This is a genomic window from Pseudoxanthomonas sp. CCNWLW251 (assembly GCF_037402255.1).
Taxonomy (GTDB): Bacteria; Pseudomonadota; Gammaproteobacteria; order Xanthomonadales; family Xanthomonadaceae; genus Pseudoxanthomonas_A.
Genome location: NZ_JBBEGA010000002.1, coordinates 468,556 through 488,671, shown reverse-complemented (window position 1 = coordinate 488,671; position 20,116 = coordinate 468,556). Strand labels below are relative to the sequence as shown.

Below are 20,116 nucleotides of genomic sequence, written 5' to 3'. Positions count from 1 at the left end.
GGCTTCCTTTCGTTGTGAAAAACCGTGAATATGCCGAATCACTATCAACAGAATATTGATAATGGATCGAGTCGGTGACCTGGCCCTCTTCCTGCGCGTCCTCGACCTGGGCTCGATCACCGCAGCCGCGCACAGCCTGGACCTGTCCGTGGCCGTCGCCAGCCAGCGGCTGAAGCGGCTGGAGAAGGAACTGGGCGTACGCCTGCTGCACCGGACCACCCGTCGACTGCATCCAACGCCGGAGGGGGCCGCGCTGGCCGAGCAGGGCAGGGTGCTGGTGGAGGAACTGGAGACGCTGGGCACCGGCCTGCGCGAGGCTGCGCGCGAAGTCGCCGGCACATTGAGGGTGACCACGTCAGCATCGTTCGGGCGCCAGTACGTCTCGCCGCTGCTGCCCGCCTTTCTCGCGCGGCATCCGAAGCTGCGGCTGAGCATCCATCTGAGCGACAACGTGGTGGACCTGGTCAGCGAGGGCTTCGACCTGGCGATCCGCATCGGGGCGTTGGACGATTCGCGCCTGGTTGCGCGGCGCATCGCGCCCAACCGACGCGTGCTGTGCGCATCGCCCGACTACCTGCGCCGAAGAGGTCGACCGCGCGTGCCTGAAGAACTGGCCCAGCATGATTGCCTGTTGCTGTTCGGCAGCGGCGGCCGCCAGGATGTGTGGCGGTTGGGCACTCCGGCGGGCAGCGAGATCGCGGTGCGGGTGCAAGGGCGCTTCGAGAGCAACTTCGGCGAAGTGCTGCGCGACGCTTCACTGGCCGGCGAGGGCATCGTCATTCATTCGTTGTGGCACGTCGCCGACGACCTGCGTGCCGGCCGGCTGGAGGTCGTCCTGCCCGATTACGCGCTGACCACGACTGCCATCAGTGCGGTGATGCCGCAGCGCCGCCTCGTGCCGCCGCGCGTGCGGGCCTTCACGGATTTCCTGATCGAGCAGTTCGGCGACAACCCGCCCTGGGAGCGCGGACTGTAGACCGGGTCAGGCGGCGTCGAAGGCGAACGCGTCCAGGGCCAGTCCCCCCATTTCCACGTCGCGATGCAGGAGCCGCCCCTTGGCCCCCACACCACCGGCTCCCAGCGCCACGTACAGCGGAAACAGGTGCTCGGTCGTCGGATGATTGCGATGTGCCTCGGGCAATGCGGTCCAGTCGAGCGCTCCCGCGATGTTGCCGGCCAGCAGGTGCTCGCGCAGCGCATCGGTAAATGCGGCGACCCAGGCATAAGGCGTCGCGTGCGCGTGCTGCCAGTCCAGCGCACGCAGATTGTGCGAGAACCCGCCGGATCCGATCACCAGGACGCCTTCCTCGCGCAGCGGTGCCAGCGCCCTGCCCAATCGGTAATGCCAGTCCGCGCTCTGTGCCGGATTGACGGACAAGGCCACCACCGGGATGTCCGATGCCGGGTACATCCGGCGCAGCGGCACCCATACGCCGTGGTCCAGGCCGTGATGGTCGTCGACCTGCGCCTCGAAGCCCGCCTCGGCGAGGCGGCGCGCAACATCCCCGGCCAGCGCAGGTGCCCCGGCCGCCGGATACTGGATTCCGTAGAGCGCCTCGGGGAAGCCGCCGAAGTCATGGATCGTGCCCGGCCGGGGTGCCGCAGTAAGCGTGGGATGGGCGTGGACGAAGTGCGCGGATGCCACCACGATCGCGCGGGGCCGCGGCAACAGGCCCCCCAAGCGGTCGAGGAAGCGGCCGGTAGGTGAATCCTCGAGGGCCAGCATCGGCGAACCATGCGAGAGGAAGAGGCTGGGGAGGTGTACGGCGGAGGTGGGCAGGTTCATGATGCGAGCATCGGGCGCCCCGGACGACTTACCAAGAGGCATCCGTGCACCGGTGTGTTGCCCACGGGAGTATCGTCACGGGCGAGCAGCGAGCGGGCGCTCTGCGCGTCGGCCGCGTGAAGATCTGCGCCAGTTCCCTTCAGGAGTGTTAACCTTGCCCGACTTGTTATGGTACCGTTAACACAGTCTTCACGTACCCGCGCATAATCTGTTCAGCAAGGCGATGGGTCCCTGTCGTCTCGAATAACAACTAGAAACGCCGGAACCACCGCAACAGACGTATTTCGGTTTCTCTACAACTGAACTTTTACAAGGAAAGGAGCTGCAAATGAACAAGAAGATTCTCTGCGCCGCGCTGCTGGGCGGCCTGAGCCTCGCTAACCACGCGATGGCGCAGGAGTTCGACGACCGTTGGTACCTCACCGGCTCCGCCGGCTTCAACCTGCAGGACGACGATCGCCTCACCCGCAACGCCCCGTTCCTGGGCCTGGGCCTTGGCAAGTTCATCAGCCCCAACTGGTCGCTGGACGGTGAGCTGAACTACCAGAACCCGAAGTTCGAAGACAACCGTGACGCCCTGTGGAGCCAGTACGGCATCTCGCTGGACCTGCGTCGCCACTTCGTGCAGGAAGGCCGCGGCTGGAACCCGTACATCGTCGCCGGCCTGGGCCTGCAGCGTTCGGAAGAAGAGTCGCTGATCAACGCGTCGAACCAGACCCGTGACAACAACCTGGCTGCCAAGCTGGGCGTCGGCCTGCAGACCACGCTGGACAAGCGCGTCGGCGTTCGCGCCGAACTCGCCTACCGCGCCGACTTCAACGACCAGAGCGCTGCCGCTCCGCAGGAAGACTGGTTCGGCGATGTGCTGGCCTCGGTTGGCGTCGTGATCCCGCTGGGTCCGAAGGCTGAAGCCGCTGCCCCGCCGGCCCCGCCGGCTGCGCCGAGCTGCGCGGACCTGGATGACGACGGTGACGGCGTCAACAACTGCGACGACAAGTGCCCCGGTTCGCAGGCTGGCCAGACCATCGGTCCGGACGGCTGCCCGGTGCAGGTTTCGATCGACCTGAAGGGCGTGAACTTCGACTTCGACAAGTCGACCCTGCGTCCCGACGCGATCGCGATCCTCAGCGAAGCCGCCGAGATCCTGAAGCGTTACCCCGACCTGCGCGTCGAAGTGGCCGGCCACACCGACCTGTGCGGTGCCGATGCCTACAACCAGTCGCTGTCGCAGCGTCGTTCGCAGACCGTGTACGACTACTTGACCAGCAACGGCGTGGATGCTTCGCGTCTGGTGGGCCCGGTGGGTTACGGCGAGAGCCGTCCGCTGGAGCCGACCGCGCAGACGCTGCCGGGCTGCAAGAGCGAGCGTAACCGTCGTACGGAACTGAACGTCCAGAACTGATCGGACGCTCTTCCCGCAACACACGAAGCCCGGCCAAGTGCCGGGCTTCGTTTTTTCGGCAGGCGTAGGCGCGATTTGCGTGACCGCGTTTCCGTCTTGCGCAACGCAGGGCGTGGGTGACTTGCAATTCCTTGCCATGCCTGGAGGGCGTGCCTAAACTCGCCACACGAACAGGAATACTCAGGAGTCGTCACGATGCGCCGCCATGTCCTCGCCAGCCTGCTGTGCATCGCCGCGATTCCTGCCGCCCATGCCGCACCCGACTGCACGGGCAGTCTGGTGCCGCCGCCGTTGAAGGCATCGAACACCGTGATCGCGCCGGTCGCACCGGAGTTCACCGCCACGGCCACCCAACTGGGGGCACCGTCCGGTGTGCTGGCGTCGCATGCTTTCGACGAATCGCAATCGGTGGACCGCGTGCTGATGCGCCTGCGCATCGAGGGGTGCCGCAACATTGCCAAGGCGTTGCCCGCACCGGGAACGACGTCTGCTGCGGCAGCCACCGCGAGCCCGGCGGCATATCAGCCGAAGACCGCGCATGACAACTCGCCCTGGCGTTTCGACATGAGCCAGAACGGCAAGCGGATGACGGCAGACGAGTTCGATGCGTGGATGAAGTCGCGTGGCGTGCGCGTGGTCAAGGCGCCCGGTGCGCCGGCCGCTGCACCCGCGCCGGCTCCCGCCGAGCCGCCCAAGAAGAACTGATCGACGAACGGCCGGCATTCCCGGCCGTTTTTCCGCCGGACACCGCCATGCCTGAGCGTAGACCGCCTCGCGATACGCAGACGACCGCGCGCCGCAGCATGTCCGGCAGTCCCGCAGTACGACACGGATTGGCGCGCATCCTGTCCAAGCAGGGCGTCTGTTCGCGCACGGAAGCCGCGCGCTGGATCACCGACGGCAGGGTGTCCGTCGACGGGCGCATCGTTCGCGATCCGGAATTCCCGGTGGTCGCCGGCCGTGCTGTCGTGCGCGTGGATGGCCAGGCGGCTGCGGCGGCGGATCGCCACTACCTGATGCTCAACAAGCCTCGCGGACTGGTGACGACGACGCGCGACGAACGCGGGCGCGACACTGTCTACCGTTGCCTAGAAGGTGCCGGCCTGCCATGGACCGCGCCGGTGGGGCGGCTGGACAAAGCCAGCGAGGGTCTGCTGCTTTTCACCAACGATCCGGAATGGGCCGCACGCGTCACCGATCCGGCGTGCGGGCCCGACAAGACCTACCACGTGCAGGTCGATCGGGTGCCCGACGAAGCATTGCTGCGCGCGCTGCAAGCGGGGGTCCACGTCGGAGGGGAGCATCTGGCTGCCCGCCAGGCACGCCTGTTGCGTGCCGGCGAACGTAATGCCTGGGTGGAGATCGTTCTCGACGAAGGCCGCAACCGGCAGATCCGACGATTGCTTGAGGCCTTCGACATCCGCGTGTTGCGGCTGGTCCGGGTCGCCATCGGTCCGTTGCTCCTGGGCACGCTGGCGAAGGGGTCATGGCGCATGCTCGATGCAGCGGAACGCGAAGCGCTGGCGCCGGTGACCGGCTTCTGATTGCGCGACCGCGGTCAGGGTTCGCTGTCGTGTGCTTGCCTACACTCGCTCACGCCTGACCACTGGGGAATTGCCATGCTCGACCTGACGGCGCGCCTGCCTGCGCGTTTCGTTGTTCTGTTTGTCATCGGCATGGCGGCGGGCTGCGCCTCGAAGCCGCCACACGCCAATACCGCCGGCGTGAAGGAAGAAGTCGTCAGCGTGCGCCCGGGGCCGCATGGCCACCGCTTCGACATGCAGCAGAATGGCCGCAAGATGACGGCGGAAGAATTCGATGCCTGGATGAAGGCGCGCGGCATCCGCGTCGCCAAGGGCGCGCCCGCCAGGCCGAAGGCTTCCGCTGTCGCCAAGCGCGCCCGCTGATCGCGGGCGCACAGGCTTCGGCTACGCCTTCAACACGCCCAATTCGCGGCCGATGCGGATGAAGGCGTCGATTGCGCGATCCAGGTGTTCGCGTGTATGCGCTGCACTCATCTGCGTGCGGATGCGGGCCTGGCCTTTCGCGACCACCGGGAAGAAGAAACCGATCGCATAGATGCCCTCCTCCAGCAGTCGCTCGGCGAAGCGCTGTGCGAGCGGTGCGTCGTACAGCATCACCGGACTGATGGGGTGCACGCCGGGCCTGATGTCGAAGCCGGCAGCCGTCATGCGTTCGCGGAAATACGCCGTGTTCTGTTGCAGGCGTTCGCGCAGTTCGCCGGCGGAGGACAGCATGTCGAAGGCCTTGATGCCCGCGGCCACCACGTGCGGCGGCAGCGAGTTGGAGAAGAGGTAAGGCCGGGAGCGCTGGCGCAGCAGTTCGATCACTTCCCTGCGCGCGGTCGTGAATCCGCCCAGTGCGCCGCCCATCGCCTTGCCGAGCGTGCCGGTGATGATGTCGATCCTGTCCAACACGCCCTTCACTTCCGCCGAGCCGCGGCCGGTCGGGCCGAGGAAGCCGGTGGCGTGGCATTCGTCGATGTGCACCAGCGCGTTGTACTTCTTCGCCAGCGCCGTGATCTCGTCCAGCGGCGCGATGAAGCCGTCCATTGAGAACACGCCGTCGGTGGTGATCAGCTTGGTCTTGCACCCCGCGGCGTCGGCGGCCTGCAGCTGCTTTTCCAGGTCGGCCATGTCGCAGTTGGCGTAGCGGAACCGTTTGGCCTTGCACAGGCGTACGCCGTCGATGATCGATGCATGGTTCAGCGCATCGGAAATGATCGCGTCGTCCTCGCCCAGCAAGGGTTCGAACAAGCCGCCGTTGGCATCGAAGCAGGCGGCGTAGAGGATGGTGTCCTCGGTGCCGAAGAAGTCCGCGATCGTCTGCTCCAATTGCTTGTGCAGGTCCTGCGTGCCGCAGATGAAGCGCACCGACGCCATGCCGAAGCCATGCGTATCCAGCGCGTCCTTCGCTGCCTGGATAATGTCCGGGTGGTCGGCCAGCCCCAGGTAATTGTTGGCACAGAAGTTCAGCACCGTGCGCCCGTCCGCCAGCGTGATCTCGGCCGATTGCGGGCCGGTGATGATCCGCTCGGCCTTGAACAGGCCCTGGGCACGGATCTCGTCGAGGGTGGCGGCGTAGTGAGCGGTGAGCGGGCTGGACATGGGCGCGGATTGGAAGAAGAGGCCGCCATTCTAACCGCCCGTCGGCCACGCCCCGTCCGTCATGCTGTCGCGGAATAAGCGGTCGCCGTTTCGTCATTTCCCAGCCCGCATGTGCACACGCAGCATCGCGTCTCCGGCCGACGACGGCCATCGCACGGGGATATGGGGTCATGCGGATACCACCGGGACAGCGCAAGCGGAAGGGCAGCGGCGTCGCCATCGTGGGCGCGCTGGCCTGTTCGCTGGCCATTCCCGTGTCCGCACAGAGCCAGCCCACCGTGCAGGAGCTGCTGCAACGGCTTGAAGCCCTCGAACGCCGCGTCGGTGATGCACCGGCGGCCGTGGCCGCTGAAGGCGAATCCGCGCCCGCCACGTTGGGTGACCTGGACCAGCGCCTGCGCGTCCTGGAGCGCCGCCTGGAACTGCAGCAGGAAGAGACCGCCGCCAAGGCCAAGGAGGCCCCCGTCATCGCGGTGAACGACAAGGGTGCGTCGCTGAAATCGGCCAATGGCGATTACGAGGTCAAGATCCGCGGCCTGATCCAGGGCGACGGGCGCTTCTTCAGCAGCGGCGTGCCGTCGGGCACCTACGATACCTTCCTGCTGCGTACGGCACGCCCGACCATCGAAGGCACGCTGGGCAAATGGATCGGCTTCCGCTTCACGCCGGAGTTCGCCGGTGACAGCGCCAGCATCGTGGATGCCTACGCCGACCTGAAGTTCTCGCCCGCCGCGACGGTGCGTCTGGGCAAGTTCACCTCACCGGTGGGACTGGAACGCCTGCAGTCGTCGTCTGCCTTGTCCGACGTGGAACGTGCGCTGCCCAGCGAACTGGCGCCCAATCGCGACATCGGCGTGCAACTGCAGGGCGAGTTGGCCGGCAGCAAGCTGAGCTACGCGATCGGTGTGTTCAACGGCACGGTCGATGGTCGCGATGCGGCGACCACCAATCCGGACGACGAGTTCGAGGTCGCCGGCCGCCTCTTCGTCGAGCCATTCAAGGACGGCGCGGGTTTCTGGTCCGGCCTCGGCTTCGGCATCGGCGGCAGCGCCGGCGATACCGTGGGCACGGGGAACAACATCCTCCCGCGCTATCGTACGCCCGGGCAGGTGCAGTTCTTCAACTATCGCAGTGCGGTCGCCGCCGACGGCAGGCGCACGCGCTGGTCGCCACAGGGCTACTTCTATCGCAATGGGTTCGGGCTGCTGGCCGAGTACATCGCGTCGAAGCAGGAACTGGTGGTGGCGGGCAATGCCGCCGAACTGGAAAACACCGCCTGGCAGGCCACGGCCAGCTACGTGCTGACCGGCGAAGACGCCAGCTATCGCGGCGTCGTGAAGCCATCGAACCCCTTCAGTCCCGGCAAGGGTGGTTGGGGTGCGTGGGAACTGGTCGGCCGCTATGGCGAACTGGAGATCGATGAGGGTGCGTTCCCGCTGTTCGCCGATGCGTCGGTATCCGCGCGACGCGCCAAGGCATGGACGCTGGGCGTCAACTGGTACCTCACCAGCAACCTGAAGCTGGTCTTCAATTACCTGGACACGCAGTTCGAGGGCGGGGCCGCCGCAGGTGCGGACCGCGAAGACGAAAAGGCCGTGTTCTCGCGACTGCAGGTCGCCTTCTGATTTCCGGAGACATCGCATGAAGACACCATCCATCCGACGCCACGTCCACACCGCCTTGCTCGCCTTCGGCCTGACGCTGGCCGCAGCGGCCGGCGCCAAGGACATCAAGCTGCTCAACGTGTCCTACGACCCGACGCGCGAGTTCTATCGCGAGTTCAACACCGCCTTCGCCGCCGAGTGGCAGAAGACCAAGGGGCAGAAGGTCAGCATCGAGACCTCGCATGGCGGCTCGGGCAAGCAGGCGCGTTCGGTGATCGATGGCCTCGAGGCGGACGTGGTGACGCTCGCCCTGGCCTACGACGTGGATTCCATCGCGCAGCGGGCCAAGCTCTTTCCCGCCAACTGGCAATCGCGCCTCCCCGAGAACAGCGCGCCGTACACCTCGACCATCGTGTTCCTGGTGCGCAAGGGCAATCCGAAGAAGATCCGCGACTGGCACGACCTGGTGAAGCCGGGCATCTCCGTCATCACCCCGAATCCGAAGACCTCCGGTGGCGCGCGCTGGAACTATCTTGCGGCATGGGCCTACGGTCTGAAGATCTTCAAGGGTGACGAGGCGAAGACGCGCAACTTCGTGCGTGGCCTGTTCCGCAACGTGCCGGTGCTGGACACCGGCGCGCGGGGATCGACCACGACGTTCGTCCAGCGCGGCATCGGCGACGTGCTGCTGGCGTGGGAAAACGAGGCCTTCCTGTCGATCGAGGAGCTGGGCCCCGACAAGTTCGACATCGTGGTGCCGTCGCTGTCGATCCTGGCCGAGCCGCCGGTGGCGCTGGTGGATCGCAATGTCGACAAGCACGGCACGCGCGAAGCGGCACAGGCCTATCTGAAGTACCTGTACTCGCCAACGGGGCAGCGGCTCGCGGCCAAGCACTACTATCGTCCGCGTTATCCGCAGCATGCGGCGCCTGCGGACATCGCGCGCTTCCCGAAGCTGGAGCTGGTAACGATCGATGGCGTCTTCGGTTCCTGGGCGAAGGCGCAGGCCACGCATTTCGCGGACGGTGGCGTGTTCGACCAGATCCAGGCGAAGTAAGGTGGCGGCAGTGCAATCCTGGCCGGGGAAGGTGCGCGCACGGCGCGTCATTCCCGGTTTCGGCCTCAGCCTGGGCTATACGCTGGCCTGGTTGGGGCTGATCGTCCTGATTCCGCTGGTGGGTGTGTTCGCCAAGGCCAGCGGGCTGGGTCCGGCGGGCATCTGGGCGATCTGGACGGAGCCGCGCGTACTGGCGGCGTTGCGCATCAGCTTCGGCACCGCGCTCGCGGCGGCGGCGTTCAATGCGGTCATGGGCACCCTGGTGGCCTGGGTATTCGTGCGCTACCGATTTCCCGGCAAGCGCGTATTCGACGCGATGATCGACCTGCCATTCGCGCTGCCCACCGCCGTGGCCGGCATTGCGCTGACGGCGCTGTACGGCCCGACCGGCTGGATCGGCCAATGGCTGGAAGCCGCCGGCATCAAGGTCGCGTACACGCCACTCGGCATCACCGTGGCGCTGGTGTTCATCGGCCTGCCTTTCGTGGTGCGCGTGGTGCAGCCGGTGCTTGCGGAAATCGAGACGGAACTGGAAGAAGCCGCGGCCACCCTGGGTGCCAACCGCTGGCAGGCGGTGCGTCACGTGGTGCTGCCCACGCTGTGGCCGGCCGTACTGGCCGGCTTCGCGCTGGCGTTCGCACGTGGCGTGGGCGAATACGGCTCGGTGATCTTCATCGCCGGCAACCTGCCCGGGGTGTCCGAGATCGCGCCGCTGCTGATCACGATCAAGCTGGAGGAGTTCGACTACGAGGGCGCCACGGCGATCGCGGCGGCCATGCTGCTGCTGTCGTTTGCGCTGCTGCTGCTGATCAACACGCTGCAGGCGCGGCTGCAGCGCACCGGCAAGCGGGCTGGGGGCTAACATGGGCGACGCCATCTCCGCCGTCATCGCCATCCCCCCGGAGTCGTCCTTCGTGGAAGCGCCTGCACGCCCTGTCCGCCGCCATGCGGCCACCACCGAACCCCTCTGGGTGCAGGTGCTGCTGGTGCTGGGCGCGCTTGGCTTCCTGCTGTCGTTCCTGTTGCTGCCGCTGGCGCTGGTATTCGTGGAAGCGCTGCGCGGCGGTTGGGCGGCGTTCGCATCTGCGGTGACCGAGGCCGATGCGCTGGCGGCCGTGCAGTTGACGCTGCTGGTGACGGCGATCGTGGTGCCCCTCAACCTTGCCTTCGGCGTAGCTGCAGCATGGGTGGTCAGCAAGCATGAGTTCCGTGGGAAACGCTGGCTGGTCACGCTGATCGACCTGCCATTCGCGGTGTCGCCGGTGGTGGCCGGCCTGATCTACGTGCTGATCTTCGGCGCGCAGGGCTGGGCGTACTCGCTGATCGACGAAGGCTGGCGTTTCTCCCTGCCGCTGCTCGGCGACCTGCACCTGCAGTTGCCGAAGATCATCTTCGCGCTGCCGGGCATCGTGCTGGCGACGATCTTCGTGACGTTCCCGTTCATCGCGCGCGAGCTGATGCCACTGATGGAACAGCAGGGCACGGACGAGGAACTGGCGGCACTCAGCCTTGGCGCGAATGGCTGGCAGACCTTCTGGCGGGTGACGCTGCCGAACATCCGCTGGGCGCTGCTGTACGGCGTGTTGCTGTGCAGTGCGCGCGCACTGGGCGAGTTCGGCGCGGTGTCGGTCGTGTCTGGCCACATCCGCGGGCGCACCAACACGCTGCCGCTGCATGTGGAGATCCTCTACAACGAGTATGCATACAGCGCGGCATTCGCGGCGGCCTCGCTGCTGGCGCTGACCGCGCTGGTGACGCTGGCGTTGAAGACCTGGCTTGAATGGCGGCACGGCGAAGCGCTGGCTGCCAACCACCGTCACTGAGAAGACATCATGGGTATCAGGATCGAACACCTGGGCAAGCGGTTCGGCACCTTCGTCGCCCTCGACGAGGTATCACTGGACATCCGCCAGGGCGAGCTGCTGGCGCTGCTCGGGCCGTCCGGCTCCGGCAAGACCACGTTGCTGCGCATCATCGCCGGGCTGGAACACGCCGATGCAGGCAAGGTCTGGTTCGATGGCGAGGACGCTTCCCGATTGAGCGTGCAGGCGCGGCGTGCGGGCTTCGTTTTCCAGCACTACGCGCTGTTCCGCCACCTGACGGTGGAGGAGAACATCGCCTTCGGCCTGCGCGTACGACGCGGTCGCGAGCGCGTGTCCGATGCCACCATCCGGGCGCGCGTCGCGGAACTGCTTTCGCTCGTGCAACTGGAGGGATTCGGCACGCGGTATCCGGCGCAGCTGTCCGGCGGCCAGCGGCAGCGCGTGGCATTGGCGCGTGCGCTGGCGATCGAGCCGCGCGTGCTGCTGCTGGACGAGCCGTTCGGCGCACTCGACGCACAGGTCCGGCGCGACCTGCGCCGCTGGCTGCGGGAACTGCACGACCGCACCGGTCTGACCACCGTGTTCGTGACGCACGACCAGGAAGAAGCGCTCGAGCTGGCCGACCGTGTGGCCATCCTCAACCGCGGGTGCATCGAACAACTCGGCAGCCCGGCCGATACCTACGATGCGCCGGCCTCGCCCTTCGTCTACTCCTTCGTCGGTGCGGTGAACCGCCTGCCAGCTCACTGGGAAGCAGGCGCGCTGAAGGCCGCAGGGTTGCCGCTGCGGTCACGTGAGCAGGCGGGGCAGGGGCAGGCCGAGGTCTTCGTGCGCCCGGAGGATCTGCAGGTGGTGGAAGAGGGCCCCGGTTGGCCGGCGACGATCATCGTCGCGCAGCGGAACGGTCCGCGGCTGCGCCTGCGGGCGCGGCTCCAGGACGATGCCATCGAGGTCGACGTGGACTTGCCCGCCGATCACGAGAGTCCTGCAACGGCGCCCGGACAGCCGGTGCGCTTGGCACCAAAACGGTTCGGATGGTTTCCCCGAAACGGTGCGGAGGCACCAACGTGATGCGATGTAAGCTGCTGAATTAATTGAAAAAGAAACCAATTATCCGGCATGCGGACAGGCACTTGACGACGGCGATTGTTGCGGCGCACTATCGGGGCGCAGTTAAAAAACCGTGAAGCTGCGATTACCGTCTCACGACCGGCAATCCCCGCCACGCCAGCCGCCACCGTCCGCCCATCGACCAGGAGAATCCGGATGAAGCCCGTCAAGCTCTGCACCGCCCTTGCCACTGCCCTGTTGCTGGCGCTTCCGCTGTCCGCCTTCGCCCAGGATGCCGAGGAAGAAGCATCCTCTCCGTTCAGCGCGACATTCGCGGTGACCACGGACTACGTGTTCCGCGGCGTTTCCCAGACCGACAACGAGCCAGCGTTCCAGGCGGGTGCGACGTATTCCGCGCCGTTCGGCCTGTATGCCGGTGCATGGGCATCGAATGTGGATTTCGGCGAGGGTGGCCCCGACTTCGAAGTCGACTACTTCGTCGGCTGGAACAAGGACCTCAGCGACAGCTGGAACCTCGACCTGGGCGTGAACCGTTACACCTATGAAGGTGCTTCCGACGGGTACGGCGACATCGACTACAACGAGTACATCGCGAAGGTGACCTGGAGCGGCCCCGTCACCGTGGGCGGCATCCTGGCATACGCCGACGACTACAGCAACACCGGCGCGGAAGAGATCTATGCAGGCGTGTCGGCCAGCTACGACATCGGCGATTCGGGCTTCTCGCTGGGCGCCACCACGGGTTACACCTCCATCGACGCGGGCAGCGATGGTCGCGCCGATTTCTACGATGGCTCCGTCACGCTCTCCAAGGGCTTCGGTCCCGCGACCGCGACACTGGGCTACTACGATACCTTCGGTTCGGACGCGTCCGAGCTGCGTCGCGGCTCGGATATCTACAAGCCCGGCGTGGTGTTCACGATCGCCGTTGCGGTTCCCTGATAGGGCACGCAACAGAAAAAGGCGCCGCAAGGCGCCTTTTTCTTTGCGCGGAAGGGAGCGTGCGCGTCAATTCCAGCTCAACACCACCTTGCCGGCCTTGCCCTGTTCCATCAGGTCGAAGCCCTTCTGGAAATCGTCGATCGGCAGCTGGTGCGTCAGCACCTTGCCCAGCGGGAAGCCACTCAGCACCAGTTGCGTCATCTTGTACCAGGTCTCGTACATCCTGCGGCCGTAGATGCCCTGCACGGTCAAGCCCTTGAAGATGATGCGGTCCCAGTCCACACCGGCGCCCTTGGGCAGGATGCCGAGCAGCGCGATCTTGCCGCCGTGGTACATGCAGTCGAGCATGTCGTTGAAGGCGCGCGGATTGCCGCTCATCTCCAAGCCCACGTCGAAGCCTTCCATGTGCAGGTCGGCCATTACGTCCTTGAGCGACTGGTTGGCCACGTTGACCACGCGGGTCGCGCCCATGTCGGCGGCCAGCTTCAGGCGGAAGTCGTTCACGTCGGTGACCACCACGTTGCGGGCGCCGATGTGCTTGCAGATGCCGGCGGCGATGATGCCGATGGGGCCCGCGCCGGTAATCAGCACGTCTTCGCCGACCACGTCGAATTCCAGCGCGCAGTGCGCCGCGTTGCCGTAGGGGTCGAAGAATGCCGCCAGTTCCGACGGAATCTGGTCCGGGATCGGCCACAGGTTGCTGGCCGGCATCACCATGTACTCGGCGAAGGCGCCGTTGCGGTTCACGCCGATGCCCACGGTGTTCGGGCACAGGTGCTGGCGGCCGCCGCGGCAGTTGCGGCAATGGCCGCAGACGATGTGGCCCTCGGCCGACACGCGCTGCCCGACTTCGTACCCGGTGACGGCGGACCCCAGTTGCGCGATGCGGCCGACGAATTCATGGCCGATGGTCAGGCCGGGCTTGATCGTGCGCTGGCTCCACTCGTCCCACAGGTAGATGTGCAGGTCGGTGCCGCAGATGGCGGTCTTCTCCAGCTTGATCAGCACCTCGTTGGGGCCGGGCTGCGGGACGGGCAGTTCCTCCATCCAGATGCCTTTGCCGGCCTCGCGCTTCACCAGCGCCTTCATCGTCTGTGCCATCGGGCGTCGATCCAGGGGTTGAGGGCGCGGATTATACGCGCCGCCTCCGTGGCGCCCTGTTGCAGGGCGCCTTGACACGCCGGAGCGTCCGCATGCCCGTCTTCCTAGGACGAAAGTCATGGGTCGGCGGCGGTGACAGGTTCATTACAATCGGAACTTTCCTGTCCGTACCGGGGTTTCCATGCGTCCGAACCTGCTCGCCGCCGCCATTGCGGTTCCGTTGTCCCTGCTCGCCGCCCAGTTCGCCCATGCGGGCGAGGGCATGTGGGTACCCCAGCAGCTGCCCGAAATCGCCGGACCGCTGAAGAAGGCCGGCCTGGAACTGTCGCCGCAGCAGCTTTCCAACCTGACCGGCGACCCGATGGGCGCGGTGGTCGCACTGGGCGGCTGCACCGCCAGCTTCGTCTCGCCGAACGGCCTGGTGGTCACCAACCATCACTGCGCGTATGGCGCCATCCAGCTGAACTCCACGGCCGAGAACAACCTGATCAAGAACGGCTTCAACGCACCGACGGCGGGCGATGAAGTCAGCGCGGGCCCCAATGCGCGCGTGTTCGTGCTGGACGAGATCACCGATGTGACGAAGGACGCGCAGGCCGCCATCGCCTCCGCCGGCGGCGATGCGCTGGCGCGCACGAAGGCGCTGGAGGCCTTCGAGAAGAAGCGGATCGCCGACTGCGAGGCCGAGGCCGGCTTCCGCTGCCGCCTCTACAGTTTCTCCGGTGGCAACACGTATCGCCTGTTCAAGAACATGGAAATCAAGGACGTGCGCCTGGCGTACGCACCGCCGGGCAGCGTGGGCAAGTACGGTGGCGACATCGACAACTGGATGTGGCCGCGCCACACCGGCGACTTCGCCTTCTATCGCGCCTACGTGGGAAAGGACGGCAAACCGGCCGCATTCTCCAAGGGCAACGTGCCGTACCAGCCGAAGCATTGGCTGAAGTTCGCCGATCAGCCGCTGGGTGCCGGTGATTTCGTCATGGTGGCGGGCTATCCGGGTTCGACCAACCGCTATGCGCTGGCGGCCGAATTCGACAACACCGCCGCGTGGACCTATCCGACCATCGCGCGCCACTACAAGAACCAGATCGCGATGGTGCAGGACGCCGGCAAGAAGAACGCCGACATCCAGGTGAAGTACGCCAACACCATGGCGGGCTGGAACAACACCAGCAAGAACTACGACGGCCAGCTGGAAGGCTTCAAGCGCATCGACGCGGCCGGCCAGAAGCAGCGCGAAGAAGCCGCCGTCCTGGCCTGGCTGAAGGGGCAGGGCGCCAAGGGCCAGACGGCGCTGGACGCGCATGCCCAGCTGCTCGCCCTGCTGGAACAGAACAAGGCCACGCGCGAGCGCGACCTGACCCTGGCGATGTTCAACAACACCGCGATGGTGGGTTCGGCCACGCAGCTGTACCGGCTGTCGATCGAGCGCGAGAAGCCCAATGCGGAACGCGAGTCCGGTTACCAGGAACGCGACCTGCCTGCCATCGAAGGTGGCCTGAAGCAGCTTGAGCGCCGCTACGTGGCCGCGATGGATCGCCAGTTGCAGGAGTACTGGTTGAACGAGTACATCAAACTGCCCGCTGCTCAGCGCGTCGACGCCGTGGACGCATGGCTGGGCGGCAACGATGCCGCAGCGGTGAAGCGGGGATTGGATCGTCTGGCGGGCACGAAGCTCGGTAGCACGGATGAGCGCCTGAAGTGGTTCGCCGCAGACCGCAAGACATTCGAGGCCAGCAGCGATCCGGCGATCCAGTACGCGGTGGCGGTGATGCCCACGCTGCTGAAGCTGGAGCAGGAGCGCAAGACGCGCGCCGGCGAGAATCTGGCCGCGCGCCCCGTCTACCTGCAGGCGCTGGCGGACTACAAGAAGAGCCAGGGTCAGTACGTCTACCCGGATGCCAATCTGTCGCTGCGCATCACCTTCGGCAACGTGATGGGTTACGCGCCGAAGGACGGCGTGGAGTACACCCCGTTCACTACGCTGGAAGGTGTGGTGGCCAAGGAAACCGGGCAGGATCCGTTCGACTCGCCGAAGGCGTTGCTCGATGCGGTCGCGGCCAAGCGCTACGGCGGCCTGGAGGACAAGCGCATCGGCTCCGTGCCGGTGAACTACCTGTCCGACCTGGACATCACCGGCGGCAACTCCGGCTCGCCGGTGCTGGACGCACACGGCAAACTGGTCGGCCTGGCCTTCGACGGCAACTGGGAGTCGGTCAGCTCCAACTGGGTGTTCGACCCCAAGATGACCCGCATGATCGCCGTGGATGGCCGCTACCTGCGCTGGATCATGCAGGAGGCATATCCGGCGCCGCAGTTGCTGAAGGAAATGGGCGTCGGCAAGTAACACCTGCAACTTAGCGGCAGGCACGGGACGGGAGCGGGTATGATCCGCTCCCGTCTTCGTTTCCGGCTTCCGGAAGCGGGGCCGCTTCCCCCGAATGGACACACCGACGCATGCGCATCCTGCTTGCCCGTCACGGCGAAACGCCGTGGAACGCCGAAGGCCGTTACCAGGGCCAGATCGACATCCCGCTGTCGCCGGTCGGCGAAGGCCAGGCCACCGCGCTGGGCCAGCGGCTGAAGGACGTACGCATCGATCGTGCAGTCGCCTCGCCGCTGTCGCGGGCGCAGCTCACCGCGAAGCTCGCGTTGGGCGATGCACGCGCCGACCTTCTGCAGACCGATGCGGATCTGCAGGAAATCGCGCATGGCGAATGGGAAGGCCTTCTGGCCAGCGAGATCCAGGACAAGGATCCCGCCCGCCTGCTGGCGTGGCGTGAGGAGCCCGATACCGTCCTCATGCCGGGTGGCGAATCGCTGCGCCAGGTGCTGGACCGTTCCTGGCGCGGGCTCGCACGCGCCGCGGAGGGACTGGGCGATGAGGACACCCTGCTGATCGTGGCGCACGATGCGGTCAACCGCGTCCTGCTGTGCCGCATCCTGGGCCTGCCGATCGCGAAGCTTTGGACGTTCCGCCAGGCGCCGACCACGCTCAACCTGCTGGAAGGCCCCTCGGTCGATCAGCTCGAAGTCGTGCGCCTCAACGACTGCGCGCACCACACGCCATTCTTCGGCGAAGCAAAGCATCGGGCGCTCTAGAGTCCGGCGGCAGCGGCGACGTTCTGCGAGCGCACATGGGCTGGAAAGCGGTCTGGTTCGGCTCCGACGCGCCTGCGCCTGGTCAGGTCACCACGACCGTGGCGGTACTTGGCACCTGTGCGTTGGCGCTGACGGGTCTGTTCGTCGACTTCGTGCCTGCGCCCGCCTTGCACGGCCTCCATGTCGCCTTGCTGTTCCTGGTCGGTGGCGTGATCGGAACGGCGTTGTTGATCGGCCATGCCCGCCGCCATGGACGCATGGCCCTCCTGCTCGACCAGGGGTTCCTCAAGTTCCTGTTCCTTCTTTGCGGGATGCCCGTGATGCTGGGCCTCGTCGGCTGGCTGGTGCTGGCCAGGTCCTTGCCGTGGGCGTGGACGTGCGTGTTCGGGGAGGCATTCCGCGAATCCCACATCATGCAGACGCACTACACCCCGAGCCGTCGTGCATGCGACTACCGATTGCGAGGCGGCCCGATGGAGCGGGGCTTTCCGAGCTACTTGTGCATCCGTGAAGCGTTCTATCATCGCCATCCCGAGCAACAGGTGTCGGTGGTGCTGAGCGGCCGACGATCGCTGTTCGGCTCCAGCATCCGGCATATCGAATCCGGCAACTGACATGTCACGCGCGCTGCATACCCTCGACGACTGGCTCGAGTACATCGAGCAACAGCATCCCAAGTCCATCGACATGGGCCTGGACCGCGTGCGCCAAGTCGCAATGCGACTGGCGCTCGGCAAGCCGGCCACGCGTGTCATCACCGTCGGCGGCACCAATGGCAAGGGCTCCACCGTGGCCTTCATCGAGGCCATCGCGCGTGCCGCAGGCTGGAAGGTCGGGGCGTATACCTCGCCACACCTGCTGCGCTACAACGAGCGCGTGCGCATCGATGGCGTGGACGCGGATGACGCCTCACTGATCGAAGCGTTCCAAGCCGTCGAAGCGGCGCGCTTTAGCCCCTCTCCCGGCGGGAGAGGGGTTGGGGTGAGGGCAGGGAGCAGCGATGATGGTCCGGACGCCAGCGAATCTGCCGTACCCTCATCCGGCGCTGCGCGCCACCTTCTCCCGGAGGGAGAAGGAAGCACAATTCCGCTGACCTATTTCGAATTCGGCACGCTGGCCGCACTGTGGCTGTTCCAGCGCAGCGGGCTGGACCTGGCGGTACTCGAGATCGGCCTGGGTGGAAGGCTGGATGCGGTGAACATCGTCGATCCCGATGTCGCCGTCATCACCACGGTCGACATCGACCACACCGACTGGCTCGGCAACGACCGCGAGGCCATCGGCGCCGAGAAGGCCGGCATCGCGCGGGCGTGGACGCCGTTGGTGCTTGGCGAGGTGGACTCGCCGTCCAGCGTGTTGCGCCATGCCTATGCCATCGGAGCGAATGCACTCCGGCTGGGCAGTGACTTCTTCCACGAGCCCATCGACAGCCAGCGCTGGCGCTGGCGCGAAGTGGGGGCAGAACTTGAACTGCCGGTGCCGGCGCTGTCCGCGCCTTCGCAGCGCGCGAACGCCGCCACGGCGATTGCCGCATTTCGCGCGCTGCCAGGAGACGTCATTCCTGACAGCGCCTTCGCGGAAGGCGTGGCCAAGGCTGCGCTCCCGGGCCGATTGCAACAGTTGGAGCGCGATGGCGTGCACGTGGTGCTTGACGTCGGCCACAACCCACAGGCGGCGCGCGAACTGGCCGCATGGCTGCAGATCCATGCCAGTGGTGGCGTGACCCGCGTGGTATTCGCCGCGCTGGCAGACAAGGATGTGCGAAGCGTGGTCGACGCCTTCGCCGGCATGACCCTGCAATGGCACCTGGCCGGCCTGGACGTGGGGCCGCGCGCGCAGACCGCCGGGCAGCTGGCCGCGCGCCTGCAGGGCACTGATGCGGATGGCGCCGTCCTGCACGGCCATGTCGGCGACGCGCTGCAAGGCGCGCTTGCGGCATCGGCGCCCGGCGACCGCGTGCTGGTGTTCGGTTCGTTCCACACCGTGGCCGACGCATTGCACGTGCTGCATTCAGGTCGATGAGGGGGAGCGCGGTGGGACGCGCCGTATAATCGCGCCGGCACTCCTGCCTCATCTCCCGTGGACCTGGATGGATACTGCCCTGAAACAGCGCCTGATCGGCGCCGTCGTGCTGGTGGCGCTGGCCGTCATCTTCCTGCCCATGCTGGTGAAAGGCCCCGCGCCCGATAGCGGCGTGTCGGACGTGCCGCTGGATGTTCCGCCAGCCGCCGATGGCGAATACGAAACACGTGAGCTGCCCTTGGTCGCCCCGGGCAGCCCCCCCGCGAATGGTGCGGTCGGCATGCAGGGCCAGGTGGCCGCGCCCGCTGCGGAACCGCTCCCGGCGGCCGGCGTGCCGCAGTCCGCCGCCACTGCTGCCGGCAACTTCGCCGTCAGCTTCGGCGCCTATGCCACGCAGGCCGATGCCGATGCCGTGCTGGCCCGCGTGAAGCAGGCTGCGCTGCCGGGCTTTGTCGAGCCGGCGACGATCAATGGCAAGCAGGCATTCCGCGTGCGCGTCGGTCCCTATGCCGATCGCCCGCAGGCCGAATCCGCGCGTCTGGAGGCCATCAGGATCCGGGGTGATGTGAACGCCCAGGTCGTCACGCTGGACGCTGCGGCGACCACTGCGCCCACCCCGTCCGCCACGCCTGTGGCACCGACGCCTTCATCGGTGGCCGCCGCCGCTCCCACGCCGGCGATCACCGCGCAGGCGCTGCCGCCGGAACCCAAGCCCGCGGCACCGGCGCCGAAGCCGGCCACCACGCCGCCGCCCGCCGAACCCAAGCCGACCGTCGCCGCGAGCAAGCCCGCCGCGCCCGCACCCAAGCCAGCCGAAGCAGCAAAGCCTGCCGCGTCCGGCGTGGGCTTCGCCGTGCAGCTGGGGGCATTCTCCAGCGCGGCGGACGCCAACGCATTGCGTGATCGCGCCCGCGCTGCCGGTTTCAGTGCGTTCGTCGAACAGGTCCGCACCGACAAGGGCACGCTCAGTCGCGTGCGCGTGGGGCCGGTGGCAAGCCGTGCCGATGCGGACCGGCTGAAGGCGCAGGTAGCGGCGAAGGTCGGTGTCGATGGCATGGTGCGCCCGCATCCTTGA

General features: G+C 66.6%; 19 protein-coding genes. 16 read left to right on the top strand and 3 right to left on the bottom strand.

The window, feature by feature from the left end; all coding sequences use genetic code 11:
* The first annotated feature begins 61 nt into the window (after positions 1-61).
* A complete protein-coding gene (locus tag WBN46_RS09235; protein WP_337731269.1) occupies positions 62-976 on the top strand; it encodes a LysR family transcriptional regulator in 915 nt (304 codons plus the stop codon).
* 6 nt (positions 977-982) lie between these two features.
* Here the strand turns inward: WBN46_RS09235 and WBN46_RS09230 are convergent, their stop codons facing one another.
* A complete protein-coding gene (locus WBN46_RS09230; RefSeq protein WP_337731268.1) occupies positions 983-1,786 on the bottom strand; it encodes a class III extradiol ring-cleavage dioxygenase in 804 nt (267 codons plus the stop codon).
* Positions 1,787-2,114: 328 nt separating this feature from the next.
* Between WBN46_RS09230 and WBN46_RS09225 the strand changes: the two genes are divergently transcribed.
* The 4 genes from WBN46_RS09225 to WBN46_RS09210 all read left to right on the top strand — a co-directional run bounded on the left by WBN46_RS09225 (position 2,115) and on the right by WBN46_RS09210 (position 5,095).
* Positions 2,115-3,188, top strand: a complete 1,074-nt coding sequence (locus WBN46_RS09225; protein ID WP_337731267.1) for an OmpA family protein — start codon at positions 2,115-2,117, stop codon at positions 3,186-3,188.
* Between the two features lie 195 nt (positions 3,189-3,383).
* On the top strand, positions 3,384-3,893 hold the full coding sequence (locus WBN46_RS09220) for a hypothetical protein (protein ID WP_337731266.1): 510 nt from the start codon (positions 3,384-3,386) through the stop codon (positions 3,891-3,893).
* Positions 3,894-3,991: 98 nt separating this feature from the next.
* Positions 3,992-4,732 (top strand): pseudouridine synthase, encoded by a 741-nt coding sequence (locus tag WBN46_RS09215; protein WP_337731908.1) that lies wholly within the window; start codon positions 3,992-3,994, stop codon positions 4,730-4,732.
* A 75-nt stretch (positions 4,733-4,807) separates the two neighbouring features.
* A complete protein-coding gene (locus tag WBN46_RS09210) occupies positions 4,808-5,095 on the top strand; it encodes a hypothetical protein (protein WP_337731265.1) in 288 nt (95 codons plus the stop codon).
* Positions 5,096-5,116: 21 nt separating this feature from the next.
* Here WBN46_RS09210 and kbl read toward each other — a convergent pair whose 3' ends face one another.
* Positions 5,117-6,316, bottom strand: coding sequence for a glycine C-acetyltransferase (gene kbl / locus WBN46_RS09205; RefSeq protein WP_337731264.1), 1,200 nt, complete (start codon positions 6,314-6,316; stop codon positions 5,117-5,119).
* Between the two features lie 170 nt (positions 6,317-6,486).
* Between kbl and WBN46_RS09200 the strand changes: the two genes are divergently transcribed.
* From WBN46_RS09200 to WBN46_RS09175, 6 genes are all read left to right on the top strand, one after another.
* Positions 6,487-7,941, top strand: coding sequence for a porin (locus WBN46_RS09200; RefSeq protein WP_337731263.1), 1,455 nt, complete (start codon positions 6,487-6,489; stop codon positions 7,939-7,941).
* Positions 7,942-7,957: 16 nt separating this feature from the next.
* Positions 7,958-8,977, top strand: coding sequence for a sulfate ABC transporter substrate-binding protein (locus tag WBN46_RS09195; RefSeq protein WP_337731262.1), 1,020 nt, complete (start codon positions 7,958-7,960; stop codon positions 8,975-8,977).
* A 10-nt stretch (positions 8,978-8,987) separates the two neighbouring features.
* Positions 8,988-9,839 carry a sulfate ABC transporter permease subunit CysT gene (cysT, locus tag WBN46_RS09190; protein ID WP_337731261.1) on the top strand — a complete coding sequence of 284 codons (852 nt, stop codon included), beginning with the start codon at positions 8,988-8,990 and terminating at the stop codon, positions 9,837-9,839.
* A 1-nt stretch (position 9,840) separates the two neighbouring features.
* Positions 9,841-10,800, top strand: a complete 960-nt coding sequence (gene cysW, locus WBN46_RS09185) for a sulfate ABC transporter permease subunit CysW (RefSeq protein ID WP_337731260.1) — start codon at positions 9,841-9,843, stop codon at positions 10,798-10,800.
* 9 nt (positions 10,801-10,809) lie between these two features.
* Positions 10,810-11,871 carry a TOBE-like domain-containing protein gene (locus WBN46_RS09180; RefSeq protein ID WP_337731259.1) on the top strand — a complete coding sequence of 354 codons (1,062 nt, stop codon included), beginning with the start codon at positions 10,810-10,812 and terminating at the stop codon, positions 11,869-11,871.
* Between the two features lie 195 nt (positions 11,872-12,066).
* Positions 12,067-12,813, top strand: a complete 747-nt coding sequence (locus WBN46_RS09175; protein ID WP_192201705.1) for a TorF family putative porin — start codon at positions 12,067-12,069, stop codon at positions 12,811-12,813.
* 66 nt (positions 12,814-12,879) lie between these two features.
* Here WBN46_RS09175 and tdh read toward each other — a convergent pair whose 3' ends face one another.
* Positions 12,880-13,914, bottom strand: a complete 1,035-nt coding sequence (gene tdh / locus WBN46_RS09170) for an L-threonine 3-dehydrogenase (protein ID WP_298125269.1) — start codon at positions 13,912-13,914, stop codon at positions 12,880-12,882.
* Positions 13,915-14,095: 181 nt separating this feature from the next.
* On the opposite strand from tdh, the gene WBN46_RS09165 reads away from it, so the two are divergent.
* From WBN46_RS09165 to WBN46_RS09145, 5 genes are all read left to right on the top strand, one after another.
* Complete coding sequence (locus WBN46_RS09165) at positions 14,096-16,264, top strand: S46 family peptidase (protein ID WP_337731258.1); 2,169 nt, start codon at positions 14,096-14,098, stop codon at positions 16,262-16,264.
* 110 nt (positions 16,265-16,374) lie between these two features.
* On the top strand, positions 16,375-17,019 hold the full coding sequence (locus WBN46_RS09160; RefSeq protein WP_337731257.1) for a histidine phosphatase family protein: 645 nt from the start codon (positions 16,375-16,377) through the stop codon (positions 17,017-17,019).
* 35 nt (positions 17,020-17,054) lie between these two features.
* Entirely contained in the window at positions 17,055-17,633 is a 579-nt protein-coding gene (locus tag WBN46_RS09155; RefSeq protein WP_337731256.1) for a hypothetical protein, read from the top strand.
* A 1-nt stretch (position 17,634) separates the two neighbouring features.
* Positions 17,635-19,041 (top strand): folylpolyglutamate synthase/dihydrofolate synthase family protein, encoded by a 1,407-nt coding sequence (locus WBN46_RS09150; RefSeq protein ID WP_337731255.1) that lies wholly within the window; start codon positions 17,635-17,637, stop codon positions 19,039-19,041.
* A 67-nt stretch (positions 19,042-19,108) separates the two neighbouring features.
* Positions 19,109-20,116 (top strand): SPOR domain-containing protein, encoded by a 1,008-nt coding sequence (locus WBN46_RS09145; RefSeq protein WP_337731254.1) that lies wholly within the window; start codon positions 19,109-19,111, stop codon positions 20,114-20,116.

Coding starts and splice junctions, on each gene's coding strand:
- WBN46_RS09235 (WP_337731269.1), top strand. CDS start 62: ATGGATCGAGTCGGTGACCTGGCCCTCTTCCTGCGCGTCCTCGACCTG.
- WBN46_RS09230 (WP_337731268.1), bottom strand. CDS start 1,786: ATGAACCTGCCCACCTCCGCCGTACACCTCCCCAGCCTCTTCCTCTCG.
- WBN46_RS09225 (WP_337731267.1), top strand. CDS start 2,115: ATGAACAAGAAGATTCTCTGCGCCGCGCTGCTGGGCGGCCTGAGCCTC.
- WBN46_RS09220 (WP_337731266.1), top strand. CDS start 3,384: ATGCGCCGCCATGTCCTCGCCAGCCTGCTGTGCATCGCCGCGATTCCT.
- WBN46_RS09215 (WP_337731908.1), top strand. CDS start 3,992: ATGTCCGGCAGTCCCGCAGTACGACACGGATTGGCGCGCATCCTGTCC.
- WBN46_RS09210 (WP_337731265.1), top strand. CDS start 4,808: ATGCTCGACCTGACGGCGCGCCTGCCTGCGCGTTTCGTTGTTCTGTTT.
- kbl (WP_337731264.1), bottom strand. CDS start 6,316: ATGTCCAGCCCGCTCACCGCTCACTACGCCGCCACCCTCGACGAGATC.
- WBN46_RS09200 (WP_337731263.1), top strand. CDS start 6,487: ATGCGGATACCACCGGGACAGCGCAAGCGGAAGGGCAGCGGCGTCGCC.
- WBN46_RS09195 (WP_337731262.1), top strand. CDS start 7,958: ATGAAGACACCATCCATCCGACGCCACGTCCACACCGCCTTGCTCGCC.
- cysW (WP_337731260.1), top strand. CDS start 9,841: ATGGGCGACGCCATCTCCGCCGTCATCGCCATCCCCCCGGAGTCGTCC.
- WBN46_RS09180 (WP_337731259.1), top strand. CDS start 10,810: ATGGGTATCAGGATCGAACACCTGGGCAAGCGGTTCGGCACCTTCGTC.
- WBN46_RS09175 (WP_192201705.1), top strand. CDS start 12,067: ATGAAGCCCGTCAAGCTCTGCACCGCCCTTGCCACTGCCCTGTTGCTG.
- tdh (WP_298125269.1), bottom strand. CDS start 13,914: ATGGCACAGACGATGAAGGCGCTGGTGAAGCGCGAGGCCGGCAAAGGC.
- WBN46_RS09165 (WP_337731258.1), top strand. CDS start 14,096: ATGCGTCCGAACCTGCTCGCCGCCGCCATTGCGGTTCCGTTGTCCCTG.
- WBN46_RS09160 (WP_337731257.1), top strand. CDS start 16,375: ATGCGCATCCTGCTTGCCCGTCACGGCGAAACGCCGTGGAACGCCGAA.
- WBN46_RS09155 (WP_337731256.1), top strand. CDS start 17,055: ATGGGCTGGAAAGCGGTCTGGTTCGGCTCCGACGCGCCTGCGCCTGGT.
- WBN46_RS09150 (WP_337731255.1), top strand. CDS start 17,635: ATGTCACGCGCGCTGCATACCCTCGACGACTGGCTCGAGTACATCGAG.
- WBN46_RS09145 (WP_337731254.1), top strand. CDS start 19,109: ATGGATACTGCCCTGAAACAGCGCCTGATCGGCGCCGTCGTGCTGGTG.